The organism is Brevibacillus borstelensis (assembly GCF_037834415.1).
Classification (GTDB): domain Bacteria; phylum Bacillota; class Bacilli; order Brevibacillales; family Brevibacillaceae; genus Brevibacillus; species Brevibacillus borstelensis_A.
In genome coordinates, this window is sequence record NZ_JAUMSJ010000047.1 from 1 (window position 1) to 16637 (window position 16637).

At 48.4% G+C, this 16637-nt stretch carries 9 protein-coding genes and 22 tRNA genes; 4 read left to right on the forward strand and 27 right to left on the reverse strand.

The window, feature by feature from the left end:
- Nucleotides 1–318: 318 nt before the first annotated feature.
- From Q3F21_RS24195 to Q3F21_RS24300, 22 genes are all read right to left on the reverse strand, one after another.
- Nucleotides 319–403, reverse strand: a tRNA-Leu gene (locus Q3F21_RS24195).
- A 9-nt stretch (nucleotides 404–412) separates the two neighbouring features.
- Nucleotides 413–487: transfer RNA gene (locus Q3F21_RS24200), tRNA-Arg, on the reverse strand.
- Nucleotides 488–494: 7 nt separating this feature from the next.
- A tRNA-His gene (locus tag Q3F21_RS24205) sits at nucleotides 495–570 on the reverse strand.
- Nucleotides 571–599: 29 nt separating this feature from the next.
- Nucleotides 600–673, reverse strand: a tRNA-Trp gene (locus tag Q3F21_RS24210).
- 1 nt (nucleotide 674) lies between these two features.
- Nucleotides 675–751 (reverse strand) — tRNA-Met (locus Q3F21_RS24215).
- Between the two features lie 31 nt (nucleotides 752–782).
- Nucleotides 783–871, reverse strand: a tRNA-Ser gene (locus Q3F21_RS24220).
- 9 nt (nucleotides 872–880) lie between these two features.
- A tRNA-Gly gene (locus Q3F21_RS24225) sits at nucleotides 881–954 on the reverse strand.
- A 7-nt stretch (nucleotides 955–961) separates the two neighbouring features.
- A tRNA-Leu gene (locus Q3F21_RS24230) sits at nucleotides 962–1044 on the reverse strand.
- 16 nt (nucleotides 1045–1060) lie between these two features.
- Nucleotides 1061–1137, reverse strand: a tRNA-Pro gene (locus Q3F21_RS24235).
- A gap of 14 nt (nucleotides 1138–1151) precedes the next feature.
- Nucleotides 1152–1228: transfer RNA gene (locus tag Q3F21_RS24240), tRNA-Arg, on the reverse strand.
- A gap of 152 nt (nucleotides 1229–1380) precedes the next feature.
- Nucleotides 1381–1456 (reverse strand) — tRNA-Gly (locus Q3F21_RS24245).
- 10 nt (nucleotides 1457–1466) lie between these two features.
- Nucleotides 1467–1553 (reverse strand) — tRNA-Leu (locus Q3F21_RS24250).
- 24 nt (nucleotides 1554–1577) lie between these two features.
- A tRNA-Lys gene (locus tag Q3F21_RS24255) sits at nucleotides 1578–1653 on the reverse strand.
- Nucleotides 1654–1662: 9 nt separating this feature from the next.
- Nucleotides 1663–1747, reverse strand: a tRNA-Tyr gene (locus Q3F21_RS24260).
- A 6-nt stretch (nucleotides 1748–1753) separates the two neighbouring features.
- Nucleotides 1754–1829: transfer RNA gene (locus Q3F21_RS24265), tRNA-Thr, on the reverse strand.
- 18 nt (nucleotides 1830–1847) lie between these two features.
- Nucleotides 1848–1923: transfer RNA gene (locus Q3F21_RS24270), tRNA-Phe, on the reverse strand.
- Nucleotides 1924–2106: 183 nt separating this feature from the next.
- Nucleotides 2107–2183, reverse strand: a tRNA-Asp gene (locus Q3F21_RS24275).
- A gap of 60 nt (nucleotides 2184–2243) precedes the next feature.
- Nucleotides 2244–2320 (reverse strand) — tRNA-Met (locus tag Q3F21_RS24280).
- Between the two features lie 180 nt (nucleotides 2321–2500).
- Nucleotides 2501–2576, reverse strand: a tRNA-Val gene (locus Q3F21_RS24285).
- Between the two features lie 83 nt (nucleotides 2577–2659).
- Nucleotides 2660–2733 (reverse strand) — tRNA-Glu (locus Q3F21_RS24290).
- Nucleotides 2734–2737: 4 nt separating this feature from the next.
- Nucleotides 2738–2830 (reverse strand) — tRNA-Ser (locus Q3F21_RS24295).
- Between the two features lie 257 nt (nucleotides 2831–3087).
- A complete protein-coding gene (locus tag Q3F21_RS24300) occupies nucleotides 3088–4047 on the reverse strand; it encodes a helix-turn-helix transcriptional regulator (RefSeq protein ID WP_340258716.1) in 960 nt (319 codons plus the stop codon).
- A 148-nt stretch (nucleotides 4048–4195) separates the two neighbouring features.
- On the opposite strand from Q3F21_RS24300, the gene Q3F21_RS24305 reads away from it, so the two are divergent.
- Nucleotides 4196–4681 carry a DinB family protein gene (locus Q3F21_RS24305; RefSeq protein ID WP_340258718.1) on the forward strand — a complete coding sequence of 162 codons (486 nt, stop codon included), beginning with the start codon at nucleotides 4196–4198 and terminating at the stop codon, nucleotides 4679–4681.
- Nucleotides 4682–4866: 185 nt separating this feature from the next.
- On the opposite strand, the gene Q3F21_RS24310 is transcribed toward Q3F21_RS24305, so the two are convergent.
- The 3 genes from Q3F21_RS24310 to Q3F21_RS24320 all read right to left on the reverse strand — a co-directional run bounded on the left by Q3F21_RS24310 (nucleotide 4867) and on the right by Q3F21_RS24320 (nucleotide 12785).
- A complete protein-coding gene (locus Q3F21_RS24310; protein ID WP_340258720.1) occupies nucleotides 4867–10878 on the reverse strand; it encodes an S-layer homology domain-containing protein in 6012 nt (2003 codons plus the stop codon).
- 414 nt (nucleotides 10879–11292) lie between these two features.
- The gene (locus tag Q3F21_RS24315; RefSeq protein WP_340258722.1) at nucleotides 11293–12417 is read right to left on the reverse strand and encodes a response regulator; all 1125 of its coding nucleotides are present in this window, start codon (nucleotides 12415–12417) and stop codon (nucleotides 11293–11295) included.
- 279 nt (nucleotides 12418–12696) lie between these two features.
- Nucleotides 12697–12785 (reverse strand) — tRNA-Ser (locus tag Q3F21_RS24320).
- A gap of 142 nt (nucleotides 12786–12927) precedes the next feature.
- On the opposite strand from Q3F21_RS24320, the gene Q3F21_RS24325 reads away from it, so the two are divergent.
- On the forward strand, nucleotides 12928–13668 hold the full coding sequence (locus Q3F21_RS24325; RefSeq protein WP_340258724.1) for a pseudouridine synthase: 741 nt from the start codon (nucleotides 12928–12930) through the stop codon (nucleotides 13666–13668).
- Here the strand turns inward: Q3F21_RS24325 and tadA are convergent.
- Both tadA and Q3F21_RS24335 read right to left on the reverse strand, forming a co-directional pair.
- Complete coding sequence (tadA, locus tag Q3F21_RS24330) at nucleotides 13659–14156, reverse strand: tRNA adenosine(34) deaminase TadA (protein ID WP_340258726.1); 498 nt, start codon at nucleotides 14154–14156, stop codon at nucleotides 13659–13661. The two genes, Q3F21_RS24325 and tadA, sit on opposite strands and share 10 nt — an antisense overlap.
- Nucleotides 14153–14752 (reverse strand): nitroreductase family protein, encoded by a 600-nt coding sequence (locus Q3F21_RS24335; RefSeq protein ID WP_340258728.1) that lies wholly within the window; start codon nucleotides 14750–14752, stop codon nucleotides 14153–14155. The genes tadA and Q3F21_RS24335 overlap by 4 nt, the downstream gene beginning before the upstream one ends.
- Nucleotides 14753–14884: 132 nt before the next feature.
- Between Q3F21_RS24335 and Q3F21_RS24340 the strand changes: the two genes are divergently transcribed.
- Nucleotides 14885–15385, forward strand: coding sequence for a ribonuclease H-like YkuK family protein (locus Q3F21_RS24340; RefSeq protein ID WP_340258730.1), 501 nt, complete (start codon nucleotides 14885–14887; stop codon nucleotides 15383–15385).
- Between the two features lie 299 nt (nucleotides 15386–15684).
- Nucleotides 15685–16548, forward strand: a complete 864-nt coding sequence (glcT, locus tag Q3F21_RS24345) for a glucose PTS transporter transcription antiterminator GlcT (protein ID WP_340258776.1) — start codon at nucleotides 15685–15687, stop codon at nucleotides 16546–16548.
- The last annotated feature ends 89 nt before the right edge of the window (nucleotides 16549–16637 follow it).

Genomic DNA, 16637 nt, shown 5'->3' on the forward strand with positions numbered 1-16637 from the left:
TATCTTTGACTTCAAGAAAGAAATTGCTAGGCTTGTGATTTACTCACTTGTTAAACGCTTCGCTGTTCAGTTTTCAAAGAGCATTTTCACAACTACTCTAGCATAGCGCATCCCTCAGAAAAAGTCAATGCTTATTTTCAACTTTTTTAACGCGCTATTTCTATCAATCCCTCTAACGAGAGACAGAGTTTCATATTAACACATTCGACTCAACGAGTCAAGAGTTTGTTTTAACTCTTGTCTATATATTAGTGCGAATGAGCAGAATACTAATCTACCACATACTCGCAGCTTGCGTCAAATGAAGTTAATGGAAATTGGTGCGGTCGGCGAGACTCGAACTCGCACGGGTCGCCCCGCCACCCCCTCAAGATGGTGTGTCTGCCAATTCCACCACGACCGCGAATAATTATGGCGAGCCTACCAGGACTCGAACCTGGGCACCTGGTTCCGGAGACCAGTGCTCTATCCTCTGAGCTATAGGCTCAAATGCATGGGGCGATCGATGGGACTCGAACCCACGAATGCCGGAGCCACAATCCGGTGCGTTAACCCCTTCGCCACGACCGCCACAAACAAACGTATTCCATTAAACTGTCTGGCAGGGGCAGTAGGAATCGAACCCACACCAAAGGTTTTGGAGACCTTCGTTCTACCGTTAAACTATGCCCCTATGGTAGCGGCGGAGGGGCTCGAACCCCCGACCTTTCGGGTATGAACCGAACGCTCTAGCCAGCTGAGCTACACCGCCATAAAAACTTATATTAAATAAAGAAACTTTGTGGCGGAGGGAGAGGGATTCGAACCCCCGTGGGCTTGCACCCTAACGGTTTTCAAGACCGCCCCGTTATGACCACTTCGGTATCCCTCCGCATAAAAATGGAGCGGGTGATGGGAATCGAACCCACGCGACCAGCTTGGAAGGCTGGAGTTCTACCATTGAACTACACCCGCATAAGAATGGTGCCGGTAGAGGGACTTGAACCCCCACGGTTTCCCTCACGATTTTGAGTCGCGCGCGTCTGCCAATTCCGCCATACCGGCATTGTATGAAATTTCATGGTCGGGAAGACAGGATTCGAACCTGCGACCCCTTGGTCCCAAGCCAAGTACTCTACCAAGCTGAGCTACTTCCCGACATTGTGGTGAAATGGCGTGCCCTGAGAGATTCGAACTCCCGACCTTTTGATTCGTAGTCAAACGCTCTATCCAGCTGAGCTAAGGGCACATATATGGAGCGGACGACGGGGCTCGCTTCCACTGGCAATACCTCGTCGAACATTTCTTCTTTGCGCAGCCAGATCTGAAGTCCCCGAGCAATTCCTCGTGTATGACCTCGAGGGCAAACCCGGCACGGGTGAGAGACCTGCATACGCATCATGGAGCGGACGACGGGGCTCGAACCCGCGACCTTCGCCTTGGCAAGGCGACGCTCTACCAATTGAGCTACGTCCGCGTTTTTGAAATGGTGCGGTCGAGAGGACTTGAACCTCCACGGTGTTGCCACCACTAGAACCTGAATCTAGCGCGTCTGCCAATTCCGCCACGACCGCATGTCAATATGAAAATGTAAAAACTGGTGAGCCATGAAGGACTCGAACCTTCGACCCTCTGATTAAAAGTCAGATGCTCTACCAACTGAGCTAATGGCTCCCACTAAAATGGTGGGGAGAGACGGATTCGAACCGCCGAACCCATAGGGAGCAGATTTACAGTCTGCCGCGTTTAGCCTCTTCGCTATCTCCCCGAAAAATGGTGCCGGCGATAGGACTTGAACCCACAACCCCCTGATTACAAGTCAGGTGCTCTACCAATTGAGCTACACCGGCATGGCGTTGTATTTAACATGGTGGCTCGGGACGGAATCGAACCGCCGACACGAGGATTTTCAGTCCTCTGCTCTACCGACTGAGCTACCGAGCCACAGATGATTATTATCCGCAAAGGGATAAAATGGCGGAGCTGACGGGACTCGCTTCCACTGGCGATTCAACCTCGCGAGGCTTCCTGCGAGCCAGATCTGAAGTACCCGTGCAATTCTTCTTTGTTCACTCTACGAGGGTAAACCCGTTTACGGGTGAGAGACCCGTTTCATCTTGAGTAAACTGGCGGAGCTGACGGGACTCGAACCCGCGACCTCCGGTGTGACAGACCGGCGTGAACTCCAACTTCACCACAGCTCCATATTTGGTTGCGCCCACCACTTGAACCGAGAGTAATCGAGGTAGTTCAAGCAGAAAATTTGGTTGCGGGAGCAGGATTTGAACCTGCGACCTTCGGGTTATGAGCCCGACGAGCTGCCAGACTGCTCCATCCCGCGACGTTACTATAACAAAGTGTATGGTGGAGGCTGACGGGATCGCTTCCACTTGCGACACCGCGTCGATTATTCTCCGCAAGCGAGCAAGATCTGAAGTGCCCGAGCAATACTCCTTTGAACTTCTTCGAGGGTGAACCGGAACGGTGAGATCCCGCAACCGATACCTGCGAAAGAAGCATATGGTGGAGGCTGACGGGATCGAACCGCCGACCCTCTGCTTGTAAGGCAGATGCTCTCCCAGCTGAGCTAAGCCTCCGTCATCCCCACAAAGTGACGAGTATGCTTCGCAGCATATTCCGAGTACTTTGCGGGAGCCCCAACAACTAGTTGGGTTTTAGGTGACCCGTAGGGGATTCGAACCCCTGTATGACAGCGTGAAAGGCTGCTGTGTTAAACCGCTTCACCAACGGGCCATGATGGCGGATGGAGTGGGATTTGAACCCACGAGACGAGTCATCCCCGTCTACACGATTTCCAATCGTGCTCCTTCGGCCACTCGGACATCCATCCAAATCTATTATAAAAAAGAGATTTCAAAACCGGGGGCAAGGTGAATTCGTTCGCATTCGTTAAGCCCTCACGGAATTCCTATGTTAGCATACTTTTAGTCAAAAATCAATAGTTTTTTAAACGAAATTTAAAGATTAAAGCTCATGTGAACGTGAACTTTCTCATTATACAAATTCAAACCCTACAAAGCAAGACAAAATAGCTGGAAAGTCAAAGAAAACAAGACTTTCCGCCTTGATACTGTCCATCTACATTCCTTATTGAAGATCGGGGTCGTACATCTCTATCATCTCTTGCAGCCTTTTTCTAATCAGCTGGACCATTTCTGCCGGTTCCTTCACTACGGCATTCTTGCCTAGACCGAGAAAGAAATCGGCAAAATAAGAGATTTCACTCGTCGGAATCATTCCGTCGATCGCACCGGAACCATCCTCGCCTATGTGCAGTTTCGGTGCTTTCCACAACTCCGCTTCACACCTCTGAACGCCCTCTTTGCTCAAAACCACATGCATCCGTACCCACTCCGGTTTTTGCCGGGTAAAAGCCTCCCAATTGCCCAGATGCACATGATTCAATTCTAGCGGTGCAACATCTGCCGAACTGTACTGGGCGGAGCGGATGCGGTCTCCTCGAAACAGACGAAAATCTTCCCGCAGAAAGCAGTACGCCGGGCAATACCAATAGCCGTTTCGCGCGTATATTCCCACTGGTTGAATATGTCGGACAGAGCCGCCTTCCCGCGATTCATAGTCGATGCAAAGCACTTTCTGCTGAATCGCCCCATCCAGGAGGATAGTCAGATGCTGGGCGGGTTTTTGCCGGGTAGGAGCCACGATATCAACGCGGTTTTTCATCTGGTCGATGCGATCTCTGACATCCCCGGGCATGTACAAATAAAACTTGCTTAGGGCAGACTCAGCCTGTGTCTCAAAAGGAAGAGAAGAATAGTGACGGAGGGCATGACTGGCGAAGAACATCGCTACTGCCTCCTCCTCCTTAAATGCAATCGGAGGAAGCACGCGCTCATTCAGCACCTGATAGCCCCCATGAGGGCCTACCTCGGAATAAAGCGGAACGCCTAATTCGCTAAGCTCCTGCAGGTCCCGCAAGATCGTCCGCGTCGATACTTCAAACTGATCAGCAAGCTCCCTTACGGTAAACTTGCGTTTGCGGTTAACTGTCATCATCAGTTCCATAAGCCGTTTGGGTTTGGGCATGCTGTCCTCCCCGTGCCAGTCAGATTCGGCATCAAAAATCGCAATCGTGACAAAACCTGTCACTATTATACGTTACACTTTCTCTGCATGGAATTTTTTCAGGCATAGGCGTCAAAACATAGAATATTCACGATTGGAGGAAGTAAAAATGAACGGAGTTAACGAGATTAAAGGACTGTTATTTGAGGAATTGGAACTGATCGTCAGAACGACTTCAAATCTCATCCGCCGCATCGGACAAGATCAATGGGAGTACAAGCCTGCCGATCAGATGAGAACAGTAAGAGAACTGGTTGAACATCTGGCAGCTGTTCCCTCTGTCGATCTGTTGATTCTCCAAGAGGAGCCCCAGGAAGTTATCCGCCATCGGGAAGCGGAAATATCCAAACTCTCTGATCCCGAAAAGCTGATTGAACAAATGACGACTGGTTTGGACGATCTAAAAGCATACATGCAAGGACTGTCAGACGAGGAGTTTTTACAGAAAAAAACGAAGCCGTTTTACCTGGAGCACGGCTCTGTGCAAGCAAAATGGCTGATTGAAATTGTAACGCACGCCCAGCATCACCGTGGGCAGCTGTTCACTTATTTGAAGCTGCTCGGACACGACGTCAATATGTTTGACTTGTATTAGTAGAAAAAGACCGGGGAAGCATACAAAATATGCCCCGGTCTTTTTTGGTTTTTGTGTGAAGGTAAGCCCCTCTAGTCAACAATAGCAAGACAATCGATCATACAGCCTTTTTCCTTTGCCAAACATGAGGGGATCATACCCATGTACAAATTCAGGAACTTTCTTTTTTTAAATAAAAGCTCCCGCTACTTTTTGGTTGCTGCTTCAATATCCTTGTACGCCCAATGACTTGGAGGTACATCCGGCCAGCTTTGTCCGTTTACCGAGCTTAACAGTGAATTGTTCACCAGTCGGTTGATGATCGTAACGGTCTCCGCCCGCGTCAATGTCTGTTGAGGATGGAATGTGCCATCCGGATACCCTGCCATCAAGCCTGCTTTGCTTACAGCCGCGATGATCTGGGCAGCCCAGTGATCTGCCGGTACATCGAAGTAATTGTTCGACAGTCCATCACCGCTCAGCCCCATGTATTTGTATACAATAGTCGCCATTTCCGCGCGTGTGATTCCGCCTCCCGGATTGAACGTGCCATTCGTATATCCATTCATCAGGCCTGCTGCATTCGCCCGTTTAATCGCGTCTGCCGCCCAATGTTGGTTAGCTACGTCATAGAACGTTCCGCTTGCGGATGTAGTCTTGACCATTCCCGTGTTTACCAGGATCATGGCCATTTCAGCACGGGTCACTTGGCGATTCGGCTCGAAGTTGCCGCTTGGATAGCCGTTCATGTAGCCAGTCCGGTCGGCAGTTTGTCCGCCCTTTACTGGCTCGCTAGACTTCTGGCCGGAGCTGCTTCCGCCTCCACTTCCGAAGAAGGAGAAAGGACTTTCATTCGTTTTTTCGCGGTCTTTTTCCCGGTCTCTGTCTCTGTCACGTTTTCCAACGGTAACCAAATCTCTTCTGGCTTTTTTCAGATCAGCCAGTGCATTGTCTACCTCTTTCTGCGTTGCACGCGGATCTGCCAATACGTCTTCCGCACGCTTCAATGCTTTTTCAAAGCTTCTCCAGCTTGATCCTGTGTAGTCATCTTCATCCAAATCTTCATCGTTGATTTCTTTTACTTTCGCTTTCAGCTTGCTCTTGTCGACTGTAGGCTCGCCTGGCTTTTTCAGACCTTCTCTGGCCTTTGTCAACGCGGAGAGCGCTTCATCTACTTCTTTTTGGGTTGCATTTGGATCTGCCAGAACTGCTTCCGCTTTTTGCAATGCCTTTTGCAGTTCTTTCCAGCTCTCGCTCGTGTAGTCGTCTGCCTTCAAATTCTCGGATTTGATTTGGTCCGCTTTTGCTTGCAGCTTCGATTTATCGACTGTAGGCGTAGGCGTGCCTGGTTTTTTCAGACCTTCTCTAGCCTTTGTCAATGTGGAGAGCGCTTCGTCTACTTCTGCTTGCGTTGCGTTCGGATCTGCCAGCACTGCTTCCGCTTTTTGCAATGCCTTTTGCAGTTCTACCCAGCTCTCGCTCGTGTAATCTTCAGCCTTCAGATTCTCGCTGTTAATTTGATCTACTTTCGCCTGCAGCTTCGATTTATCGACTGTTGGCGTAGGCGTGCCTGGTTTTTTCAGACCTTCTCTAGCCTTTGTCAATGTGGAGAGCGCTTCGTCTACTTCTGCTTGCGTTGCGTTCGGATCTGCCAGCACTGCTTCCGCTTTTTGCAATGCCTTTTGCAATTCTCTCCAGCTCTCGCTCGTGTAGTCGTCGGCCTTCAGATTCTCGTCGTTGATTTGATCTACTTTCGCCTGCAGCTTCGATTTATCGACTGTTGGCGTAGGCGTGCCTGGTTTTTTCAAACCTTCCCTAGCCTTTGTCAATGTGGAGAGCGCTTCGTCTACTTCTGCTTGCGTTGCGTTCGGATCTGCCAGCACTGCTTCCGCTTTTTGCAATGCCTTTTGCAGTTCTACCCAGCTCTCGCTTGTGTAGTCGTCGGCCTTCAGATTCTCGTCGTTGATTTGATCTACTTTCGCCTGCAGCTTCGATTTATCGACTGTAGGCGTAGGCGTGCCTGGTTTTTTCAAACCTTCCCTAGCCTTTGTCAACGTCGAGAGTGCTTCATCTACTTCTTCTTGAGTTGCATTTGGATCTGCCAGAACCGCATCTGCATTTTGCAATGCCTTTTGCAGTTCTACCCAGCTCTCGCTTGTGTAGTCGTCGGCCTTCAGATTCTCGTCATTGATTTGATCTACTTTCGCTTGCAGCTTCGATTTATCGACTGTAGGCGTAGGCGTGCCTGGTTTTTTCAAACCTTCCCTAGCCTTTGTCAACGTCGAGAGTGCTTCATCTACTTCTTCTTGGGTTGCATTTGGATCTGCCAGAACCGCATCCGCATTTTGCAATGCCTTTTGCAGTTTTTCCCAGCTCTCGCTTGTGTAATCTTCAGCCTTGAGATTCTCGGATTTGATTTGTTCCTTTTTGGCTTGAAGTGCTGTTTTATCGACAGAAGGTACTGTTGGTGCTGTATCTACTGTAATAGACTTTGTCACTTTGGCTGACTTGCCGTCTTTTGTCGCTGTGACTTCCACATTGTAAGTGCCATCTGGCAAATCTACATCTGGCGTTACACTCCAGTTGCCATTCTCATCTGCTGTTGTCGTTAGCATAATGTCATCTGAAATTTTTACCGTTACCGTTGCACCCGGTGTCGCTGTACCGGAAAACTCTGGCTTGCTGGTAGTGACTTTACCTTCTGGTTTTGTGACCTCTACAGTCGGTACCGGAATAACCACATTGATGTCTTTTGTCTTTGTAGTTATTTTTCCATCTTTTGTAGCCGTTACTTCGATGGTGTATGTGCCATCGGTCAAGTTTTTATTTGGTGTAAACGTCCAGTTGCCGTTTTCATCTACGGTAATTTCATCGGAAACGTCTACTTCTTGACCTTGATTTTTAATGACTACCTTGACTTTAGAACCAGCTTCAGCTGTTCCTTTAATCTCTGGCTTCGTTACAGTGACTGGATCGGCACTTGGTTCAATAATGGTAAGTGTCGCCCCAGAATCCCCCACATTTTTGGTAAATGAATCTACGGGAACACCGTTTGTGCCTTTTAAGTTACCCAAGCCATCATAGGAAATGTTTACTGTTTTATCGGTAACATCCGTACCTGCTGGCAAGGTAATCACCAGCTTTGTAGCATCGTTTTCGTCAACTTTGAAAGTTAGACCACCATTCGCTACAGGTGTACCATCAACTGTGATTGTAAATCCAGTTAGATCGGTTACCTGCACCCCTCGATCAAACGTCAGCGTGATTTTATTGCCATCCGCTATTGTTTGCTCAATTGTGGCGCCTGTTGGTACGGGTACAGCTGCGGCAATCGTGAAATGATCGCCATTAGCAAATTCCGCACTGTTAAGCGTTACTTTGCCATCTGTTAGTGGATGGAATGCATCGTTCTGATCGAATTGCTCATCTGCACTCACAACCAGATACAATGGCCACTCAGAAGCGCCTTCTACTTTGTCTACTTGCAGCGTAATCTCCGTATCTTGCCAATTCGTTTTCTCTACTTTATAGGTGCGTTCTATACGTTTTAGATTTTCTGCATCTTTTGTTGTTGGAGCCGCAAACTTAGCGTCTTTACCATTATCGCTAAAGACAAAGAATGATTTATCGTTTGCAATCGTATTGGTATTCAAGCCATTCGTCTCTTTTATTTCGTTTCCAAGTGCAATCGTGACATTGGCGCCGTCAACCTGAGATTTCGATTGCTTTTGATACAAAGCACCGGCTTCATCAAGACCAATACCTGTTATGTGGTTGCCGTAGCCAGTGTTGTTGCCAGCTGTCCACATTGTTGTGCCATCGCTGGCAACATAATCAATCGGAGCATTATTTTCATCTTTCAATGTCAATCCGTATTTTAAAGCAAGGTAGCTATTGACTTTGTTTCGGTCTTCCTCAGTCAATTTACGGTTATAAAGGATCGTTTCAGACATTTTCCCGTAAAAGCGACTCATATGACCTGCACCAAAATAATAAGATTTACTTCCGCTTGTTATAGGAGATGCAAAGTTGGGAGTATTAGTGTTTTGGGTCTGTAGTATTTTACCGTTTAGTGAAAGCGCCCAATCACTTGGTGCACTCCAGATGTTTAACATCGCTCCATTTTTTAATTGATAGTCACCGACATTTACGCTCAAGCTGCCTTCGTTTCTACCAAAATAGGTGCTTATAGCTTTTCCATTTGAGGCTCCATAAACAACTGGAGTACTATATTTTCCTCCAAACTCCCATGGAAATCCTCTATAATCGTCACTTGCCTGGACGGAGAATAGTTCCCGAGCCGAAACAGCATTATTAAAATCATTGGAAGAGCGAGTGTAGTACCCTTTGGTAGCGTCAATTTGGATTCCGCCATTAAAATTTAGAGCGTTAGGCACGTTGTCATTGGCAGTACCGCTAGGCATCCATGCTCCGCCATCTGCCAAGTCTGTTAATTGATCGATTTTTTTCCCCGAAAGTACAGCACTGCGTTCTACATCAACCCAAGAGAGTAAGCCTTCACTCACCCCGCCTGGCGTTGCTTTCCCAGCGGGAGTTGTTCCATTTTTGTCAAATTGACCCACTGGAACACCATTTGTACCTTTTAAGTTACCCGAGCCATCATAGGCAATGTTTACTGTTTTATCGGTAACATCCGTACCTGCTGGCAAGGTGATCACTAGCTTTGTAGCATCGTTTTCGTCAACTTTGAAAATGAGATCGCCATTCGCTATCGGTGTACCATCAACTGTAATTGCAAATCCAGTTGAATCGGTTAACGCCACTCCTCGGTCAAACGTCACCGTGATTTTATTGCCATCAGCCACTGTTTGTTCAATTGTAGCAGCTGTTGGTACAGGTACTGCTGCGGCAATTGTAAAATAACGTCCATCAGCAAATTCAGCACTATTAAACGTTGCTTTGCCGTCTGTTAGTGGATGGAATGTATCGTTCTGATCGAATTGCTCATCAGTACTCACAACCAGATACAAAGGCCATTCAGAAGCGCCTTCTACTTTGTCTACTTGCAGCGTAATCTCTGTATCTTGCCAATTCGTTTTCTCTACTTTATAGATGCGTTCAATACGTTTTAGATTTTCTGCATCTTTCGTTGTTGGAGCCACAAACTTGGCGTCTCCACCAGTATCACTAAAAACAAAGAATGATTTATCGTTTGCAATTTCGTTGGTATTCAAGCCATTCGTCTCTTGAATCGCATTTCCTACTGCAATCGTTACATTCGCACCAGGTTCCTGCGACTTCGACTGCTTTTGATTCAGGTTGCCAGCTTTATCGAGTCCAATGCCTGTAATGCGATTGCCGTATCCAACGTTCTTGTTCGCTGTCCACATCTTTGTACCATCAGTGCCATCTGTGCTGTCACTCGCGATATAATCCGTCGGGTTACCATTTTCATCTTTCAGTGTCAAACCGTACTTCAGTGCGAGGTAGCTGTTAACTTTTTGACGTTCTACAAGCTCCAATTTCCTGTTGTAGAGAATGACTTCTGAAATTTTTCCATCAAAGACACTTTCATGTCCTGCTCCGATGTAGTAGTTTGCACTCGAAGTATTCGCAGTAAATTTAGGATCGTTAGAAACTAGACTGCTTTTCTGTACACCATTAAGTGAAAGTCTCCAGTCATTTGATGCGCTCCAGATATTCATCATGGTGGCATTTTTCAAATCAATGCCTGCTTCGGTTTCCACCAAAGCATTTCTGCCGAACATCGTTATAATCTTATCAGGCCCATAGGAAGAAAAGATTTTCCCCGCTTGCCCTGTACCAAATTCCCACGGGAACCTATTATTTTCAATCCCGTTATTAGCCTGAACAGAAAATACTTCTCGCTCAGAATCAGCTTGGTTAAATGAAGATGCCGATGTAGTAAACAGCCCAGTCTTAGGAACTTCAATTCCAGCGTTAAAGTTTAAAGCACTGGCCAAATATTTACCAGTTCCCTTCCACAGCCGACTCCCTCTTAGGTCATTCATTGTTTTAGAGGAAATCTCCGCTACTTTTCCCTTGTCTTCCATGCTGTTTTCCACGTCAACCCATGAAATCAACCCTGTTTCTACCCCACCAGGAGCTGAATTGACTCCTTCCGCCTTCGCTACTTTCGGCGCGAACGCAGCAGGGAAGCCGCTTGCTATGACAACAAGCACAAGCAACATAATAAGCTGCTTCTTCCAGTAAAAATTGCTACTTCGAACAAACATGCTTTCTCATCCTCCTGTTCATTTTATACCTCCATTACATCCGTCTTACGCCGGCAGGAGCTGCGTTGCTCACTCCCCGTGCTTTGTCGGCAACCTACCATGAAATAGCTGCCGACAACAAAAACAACCTCTCTCCACTCCTTCCGCCCGCTTCAGCTTGTCACACCATTCCTGCATGGCTTATTTAGATGAAAAGGGCCCAATTTTTGATCGCCTCCGTCATGTAAGATATTCCCTGCCGCAATTATCTTTGCAGCCACAATGAACCAGATGTTAGCAAATCAGCCTCCACAAAAACTCTACAAACTTCTTCACAATTCGATAAAACCTGTGAGAAAATGCGGAAAATTTCCGAAAAAAGTGTAAATCCTTATCAGTACAAACAAAACAAACAAAGAGTGAACCTTTTCAGATTCACTCCTTGTTATCCTCTTTCCACTGCTCGTACCATTCCCCAAGAAACGGGCTTGGCTGCTCCTGCAATTCCGCCTGCAGCAATTCCTTGATTCGATTGTATTGTTGATGGACAGCAACATGCTTGCCCTGGGCAGCAAATATTTTCATGAGCAGCAGGTTGGCTTCTTCCTCCAGTGGAAAGCGGTGACAGATGTCCAGACAGCGCACCAGTGCTTTTTCCATCTGATGATTCGAATAATACCAATTGACTACTTGCAAAGAGAGTTGAACCCAATACGCTTGCAGCCGTTGACGCTCACTTTCCGCCCAAACGTAATCATGCTCCTGCAAATAATCTCCCTTCACCAATCCTAGTGCCGATTCATAATCCTGAATCGTATCTTCACGTATTGCTACTTCCGATTGAATAAACTTATCAAACTGATCTACGTCCAGTTGGACATGTTCCAGTTTCATCAGATACCCTTCTGATGTGCTGCTGATTGTAAAGTGTTTTTCATACGGCCCCAATGTTTTGCGGATATAGTAAACAGCAGTATACAACTGTTGAAGGGCCTTGCCCGGTTCAAGGTCGCTCCATAGCAAGTCAACCAGCGCAGTTTTTGGGACAATCTGTCCTCGATATTGAACCAAGTACAAAAACAACTGCTGCACCTTGGTCGTACGCCACCGAAGCTCCAGAGGTTGGCCCTCTCCATCGGCAATCGCAACTTGTTGGAACAAGCTCATTTTCAAGATCTCCGCCTGCGGAATGTTCCTGGCGGGAGCTTCGGAACGGATGCGTTGAACGGTGTTGAGCAGTCGCTCCCGGACAACCGGTTTTAAAACATAGTCCAGAGCGTTAAGCTCGAAGGCCCGAATCGCGTAATCGTCGTGCGCAGTCACGAACACAATGTGAAGCCCGGGTTTGCATGCGAGCAACTGTTCGGCTAACTTCATTCCGTTCAATTCAGGGATTTGTATGTCCAGAAATACAAGATCAACGTCACTTGTTTCTACTGCCTGTTTGCCCACAAACGGATCCCGGAACTTGCCCACGATTTGCAAATCCTCAATGCCAGACAATTGCCGCTCCAAGAAGTGTAATGCCATTGGCTCATCGTCTATCAAGATCGCTTTCACAATGCTCACCTATCATCATGGACTTGGTTGAAGAAACAGGCTTGCATTTGAAAAAACCTGTAAACAAAACCGTCCAAATTCTACTTCTTCAATAGTTGACTCTACCATTGTTGGAATTTTATTTCCAACCATATTTTTACAAACGGGCCACCAGAAGCAGTTTTGTTTATTTGCAGCCGTAAAAAATAAAAAGCATAAAACGGCCATTATGACCATTTTATGCTATCTACTACAATCTATGCGATCGATCCACTGATCGATTCTACTTGTAAGATAAGGCGGAGAGAGTGGGATTCGAACCCACGCACGCCTCACGACGCCTAACGCATTTCGAGTGCGTCCCCTTATGACCACTTGGGTATCTCTCCACTATGTCAGGAAACAAAAATAAATATAGCAGAATTTTTTTTGAAGCGCAAGAGTAAATCATTGGCACCCCTTGATTTGCCGTGGTCATTAGGCCAATATAAGAAAAGCACGGTTGATCACGAACAGAAACGGGGAATTCGCATGAAGCGGGAACGTTTAGATAAGGTACTGGCCAACATGGGCATTGGTACCCGCAAGGAAGTCAAGCAATTGGTCAAACAAAAGCTCGTTGTCGTCGACGGCACCGTAGCGACCGATCCCGGCATGCATGTCGTACCGGAGGAACAGGAAATCATCGTAGACGGCGAACCCATCAACTACAAGCGCTGGCTCTACATCATGCTGAACAAGCCCCCGGGCGTCGTATCCGCGACGGAAGACAATCTGCATGAGACGGTCGTCGATCTGCTTCCGTACGAATGGGCCATCAAGGTTTTCCCGGTTGGCCGTCTGGACATCGATACAGAAGGGCTATTGCTGCTTACCAACGACGGGCAGCTCTCGCACAATCTGCTCTCGCCGAAAAAGAAAGTAGACAAGGAGTACTTCGCTCGCATCCAAGGACGCGTGACCGAGACCCATGTCCAGGAATTCGCCCGCGGAGTGGAGCTGGAGGATTTTACGACGCTTCCCGCCAAGCTGGAAATTCTTTCCTCCGGGGAAATCTCCGAAATCCGCGTCACGATCATGGAGGGCAAATTCCATCAGGTGAAACGGATGTTTGCCGCCTTTGACCTGGAGGTTATTTACCTGCAGCGCACCCGCATGGGACCCATCCGCTTGGACGAGTCGCTCAAGCCAGGCGAGTACCGGGAATTAACCGAGCAGGAAATGGAATTCCTGCAAGGATATACACAGAAAGAGGGGCCCGCTCAATCTTGAGGGAGCCCCCTTTTTTTGCGCAATCCACGGAAAAAGTCCTTGAGCATTTGGCCGCATTCTTCTGCCAGTACCCCTTCGATAACAGGAACCTGATGGTTGAATCTTTGCTCGTCGAGGAGGTTCATCAAGGTCCCCGCGCAGCCCGCTTTGGGGTCCTTGGCTCCGTACACGACCTGCTCCATCCGGCTTTGGACAATCGCTCCCGCACACATCGGGCACGGCTCCAGCGTGACGTACAATGTGCATCCGATGAGCCGCCATCCTCCCAGGCGGGCGCTCGCCTCCCGGATCGCGATCATCTCGGCATGGAGCGTCGGATCCTTTTGTGTCTCGCGCAAATTAAAGCCGCGTCCGACAATTTCTCCATTGCGCACGATGACCGCTCCAATCGGCACCTCCCCCAGCGCCGCCGCTTTTTCCGCTTCCTGCATGGCGGCTCTCATGTATTTCTCATGATCGCCTTCGTGTATGTTCAGCTCTTCCGTCACTTTTCTTCAAATACTCCTTCGAAAACGGTTTGCACAAGCTCCCGGCGGCCGGACGGCTTTTCCCGCTCCTGCAGCTGCTCAGGCAGCGCTTCTTTTTCCCCCTGATAGCCGATGGCGATAACGGCGTGAAGCTCATAGTCATCCGGCACGCCCAATGCCGCTCTCGCTTTTTCCGGGTCAAAGCCGCCCATCGCGTGAGTAATCAGCCCTTGTTTGGTCGCCTGCAGCGCCAAGTAGCCCCAGGCTGCACCCGCATCAAAAGCATGGGCGCGATTGAAATCACCCCGTCCGTTTACAGTCTTGGACAGGACGAGAGCTAGTACTGGAGCCTTTTCGCACCAAATGCGGTTCCCGTCTGCAATAAATGGATAAAAGCGTTGTTTGTCTTCCGGCGTTCGGGCAATAATAAATCTCCATGGCTGTTCATTGCTTCCCGATGGCGCCCAGCGCGCCGCCTCAAACAAGCTGAATAAAACGTCATCCGGTACCGGCTCTTCCTTGAAAGACCGCGGTGACCACCTGTTGAGGAAAACAGGGTCAATCTCATATGCGGCTTTTCGGTTTTCCGCAACCCCAGGCAGATAAGATTTCGTCATTGCCTATCCCTCCATTGCATTTTTATACCGCTGACAGTTTGGTCATCCTCACTCACATACTCTCCGTATGATTACATACATTAACAGTGTAAGCCAGCGAATGTAATCTTACCTCTACGAGGGGGGATGTGAGTGGGATTAACCTATGAAAGCCCCGTCCTGTTCGACCGGTTTCACAGTCCTTCGCGGGGGCTTCTGGATAAGGCTGACGTGTTTTCCAACATCGAGCAAACCGTATCCACGAATAGCGGAACCTACGAATTGATTGTCGGAGCGGACTCCCAGCTGCGCAGCCGGGGGACGTTTTTTGCGATTGTCATCACGTTGATTGAACAGGGGCGCGGCGGCATGTTCTTCTACCACAAATTTCAGGAGCGGCGGTATACGTCGCTGCAGCAGCGCATTTTTCAGGAAGCGATGTACGCTGTGAACCTTGCCTCCGAGCTGCGCCAATACCTGCGTGAGCACGAGATAGACTTACCGATTCGCCTCCATTTTGACATTGGAAAAAACGGCCCTACCCGAAAGTTTATCCAGTCACTGCTAAGCCTTGCGGAAACGAATCATTTCCGGGCGGAAATCAAGCCGTACTCCTTTTGCGCCTCTACGATTGCCGACAAGTTTACCAAATAGGAAAAGCCCCTGTACTTCAGCGCGGTTCGCTTTTATGCGTTCCGCTCTTTTTTACGGATCCCTGAACCCTTCCTGTTTTGACATATTCGTTTTTCCGCCTATTCATTCCTGCCCCGTTCCGTTACGGTGTGCACATTTGCAAATGAATTGACATTCGTTTTTTCGTGCATTATGATAAGGATAAATTGAAGCGTTTTCAAACAGGCGTGTTACTGGTCAAGCAGGCATGAGCCGAGAAGATCTTTTTCTACAAAAGGTTTTTTCGGCTCTTTTTGTCTTAGTAAGGTAGGTGGTGGATGTTGTCCCGTGAACAGGAAAAACCTCATACAATCACACGCGTTTTGAATCATAACGTCGTGCTTGCCGAAGATCCGGTTTCCCGGCAGGAAATTGTCTTGTTCGGCAAAGGGATCGGATTTGGCGCCAAACCCGGGAACACCATTCTTCCCCATGATGCACGTGTGGAAAAACGCTTCCGGTTGGAAAATGAAAGTCACCAGCAGCAATATCAAACGGTGCTGAGTCAAGTAGACCCGGCTGTCGTCGGCATTGCCGAGGAGATCATTGCGCTGATCGCCAAGGAAATTACACCGAAGTTGAACGAGCATATCCATGTCGCCCTGCCCGACCACATCCAGTTTGCCATCTACCGCCTGCGCAACGGCATGGAAATCGTCAACCCGTTTTTGTTTGAAATCCAAACGCTTTACAGCAAGGAGTTTGCGCTGGCCAAAAGGGCTGCCGACATGATCAAAGCCTCGTTCTCGCTGGATATTCCCGAGAGCGAGATCGGCTTTCTGGCCTTGCACATTCATTCCGCGATCAGCTACATGCCGGTAAAAAAAGCCGTCCAGTTTACCAATCTGATTACGGAGCTTGTCGGCATGATCGAAGAGCGAACGGGAAAAACGATAGAGCGACACACGGTCGATTACGTCCGGTTGATCACGCATCTGCGTTATGCCTGTGAACGCATTCGCCAGCAAAAATCGATCCAGAATCCCCTGCTGGATCGGGTCAAGGCCACCATTCCCGAGTCCTACCGGCTGGCGGAAGAGCTTGCCCGGCATATCGCTTCCAGATTGGATTCTGCCGTGCCGGAAGACGAGGTCGGCTACATGGCGATGCATGTATTCCGGCTGACCAATCAGCCGATCGAATAAGCCTTTGTCTTGCAGGGTAAACAACATAGCATGAAAAACCAGCGTGTTACTAGTTTGACTAGGCATGAGCGGTGATATCGTACGGCATA

Bases quoted from the DNA above. Each gene is read 5' to 3' on its own strand.
- Q3F21_RS24300 (WP_340258716.1), bottom strand. From the start codon at position 4,047: ATGCCCAAACCCAAACGGCTTATGGAACTGATGATGACAGTTAACCGC.
- Q3F21_RS24305 (WP_340258718.1), top strand. From the start codon at position 4,196: ATGAACGGAGTTAACGAGATTAAAGGACTGTTATTTGAGGAATTGGAA.
- Q3F21_RS24310 (WP_340258720.1), bottom strand. From the start codon at position 10,878: ATGTTTGTTCGAAGTAGCAATTTTTACTGGAAGAAGCAGCTTATTATG.
- Q3F21_RS24325 (WP_340258724.1), top strand. From the start codon at position 12,928: ATGAAGCGGGAACGTTTAGATAAGGTACTGGCCAACATGGGCATTGGT.
- Q3F21_RS24335 (WP_340258728.1), bottom strand. From the start codon at position 14,752: ATGACGAAATCTTATCTGCCTGGGGTTGCGGAAAACCGAAAAGCCGCA.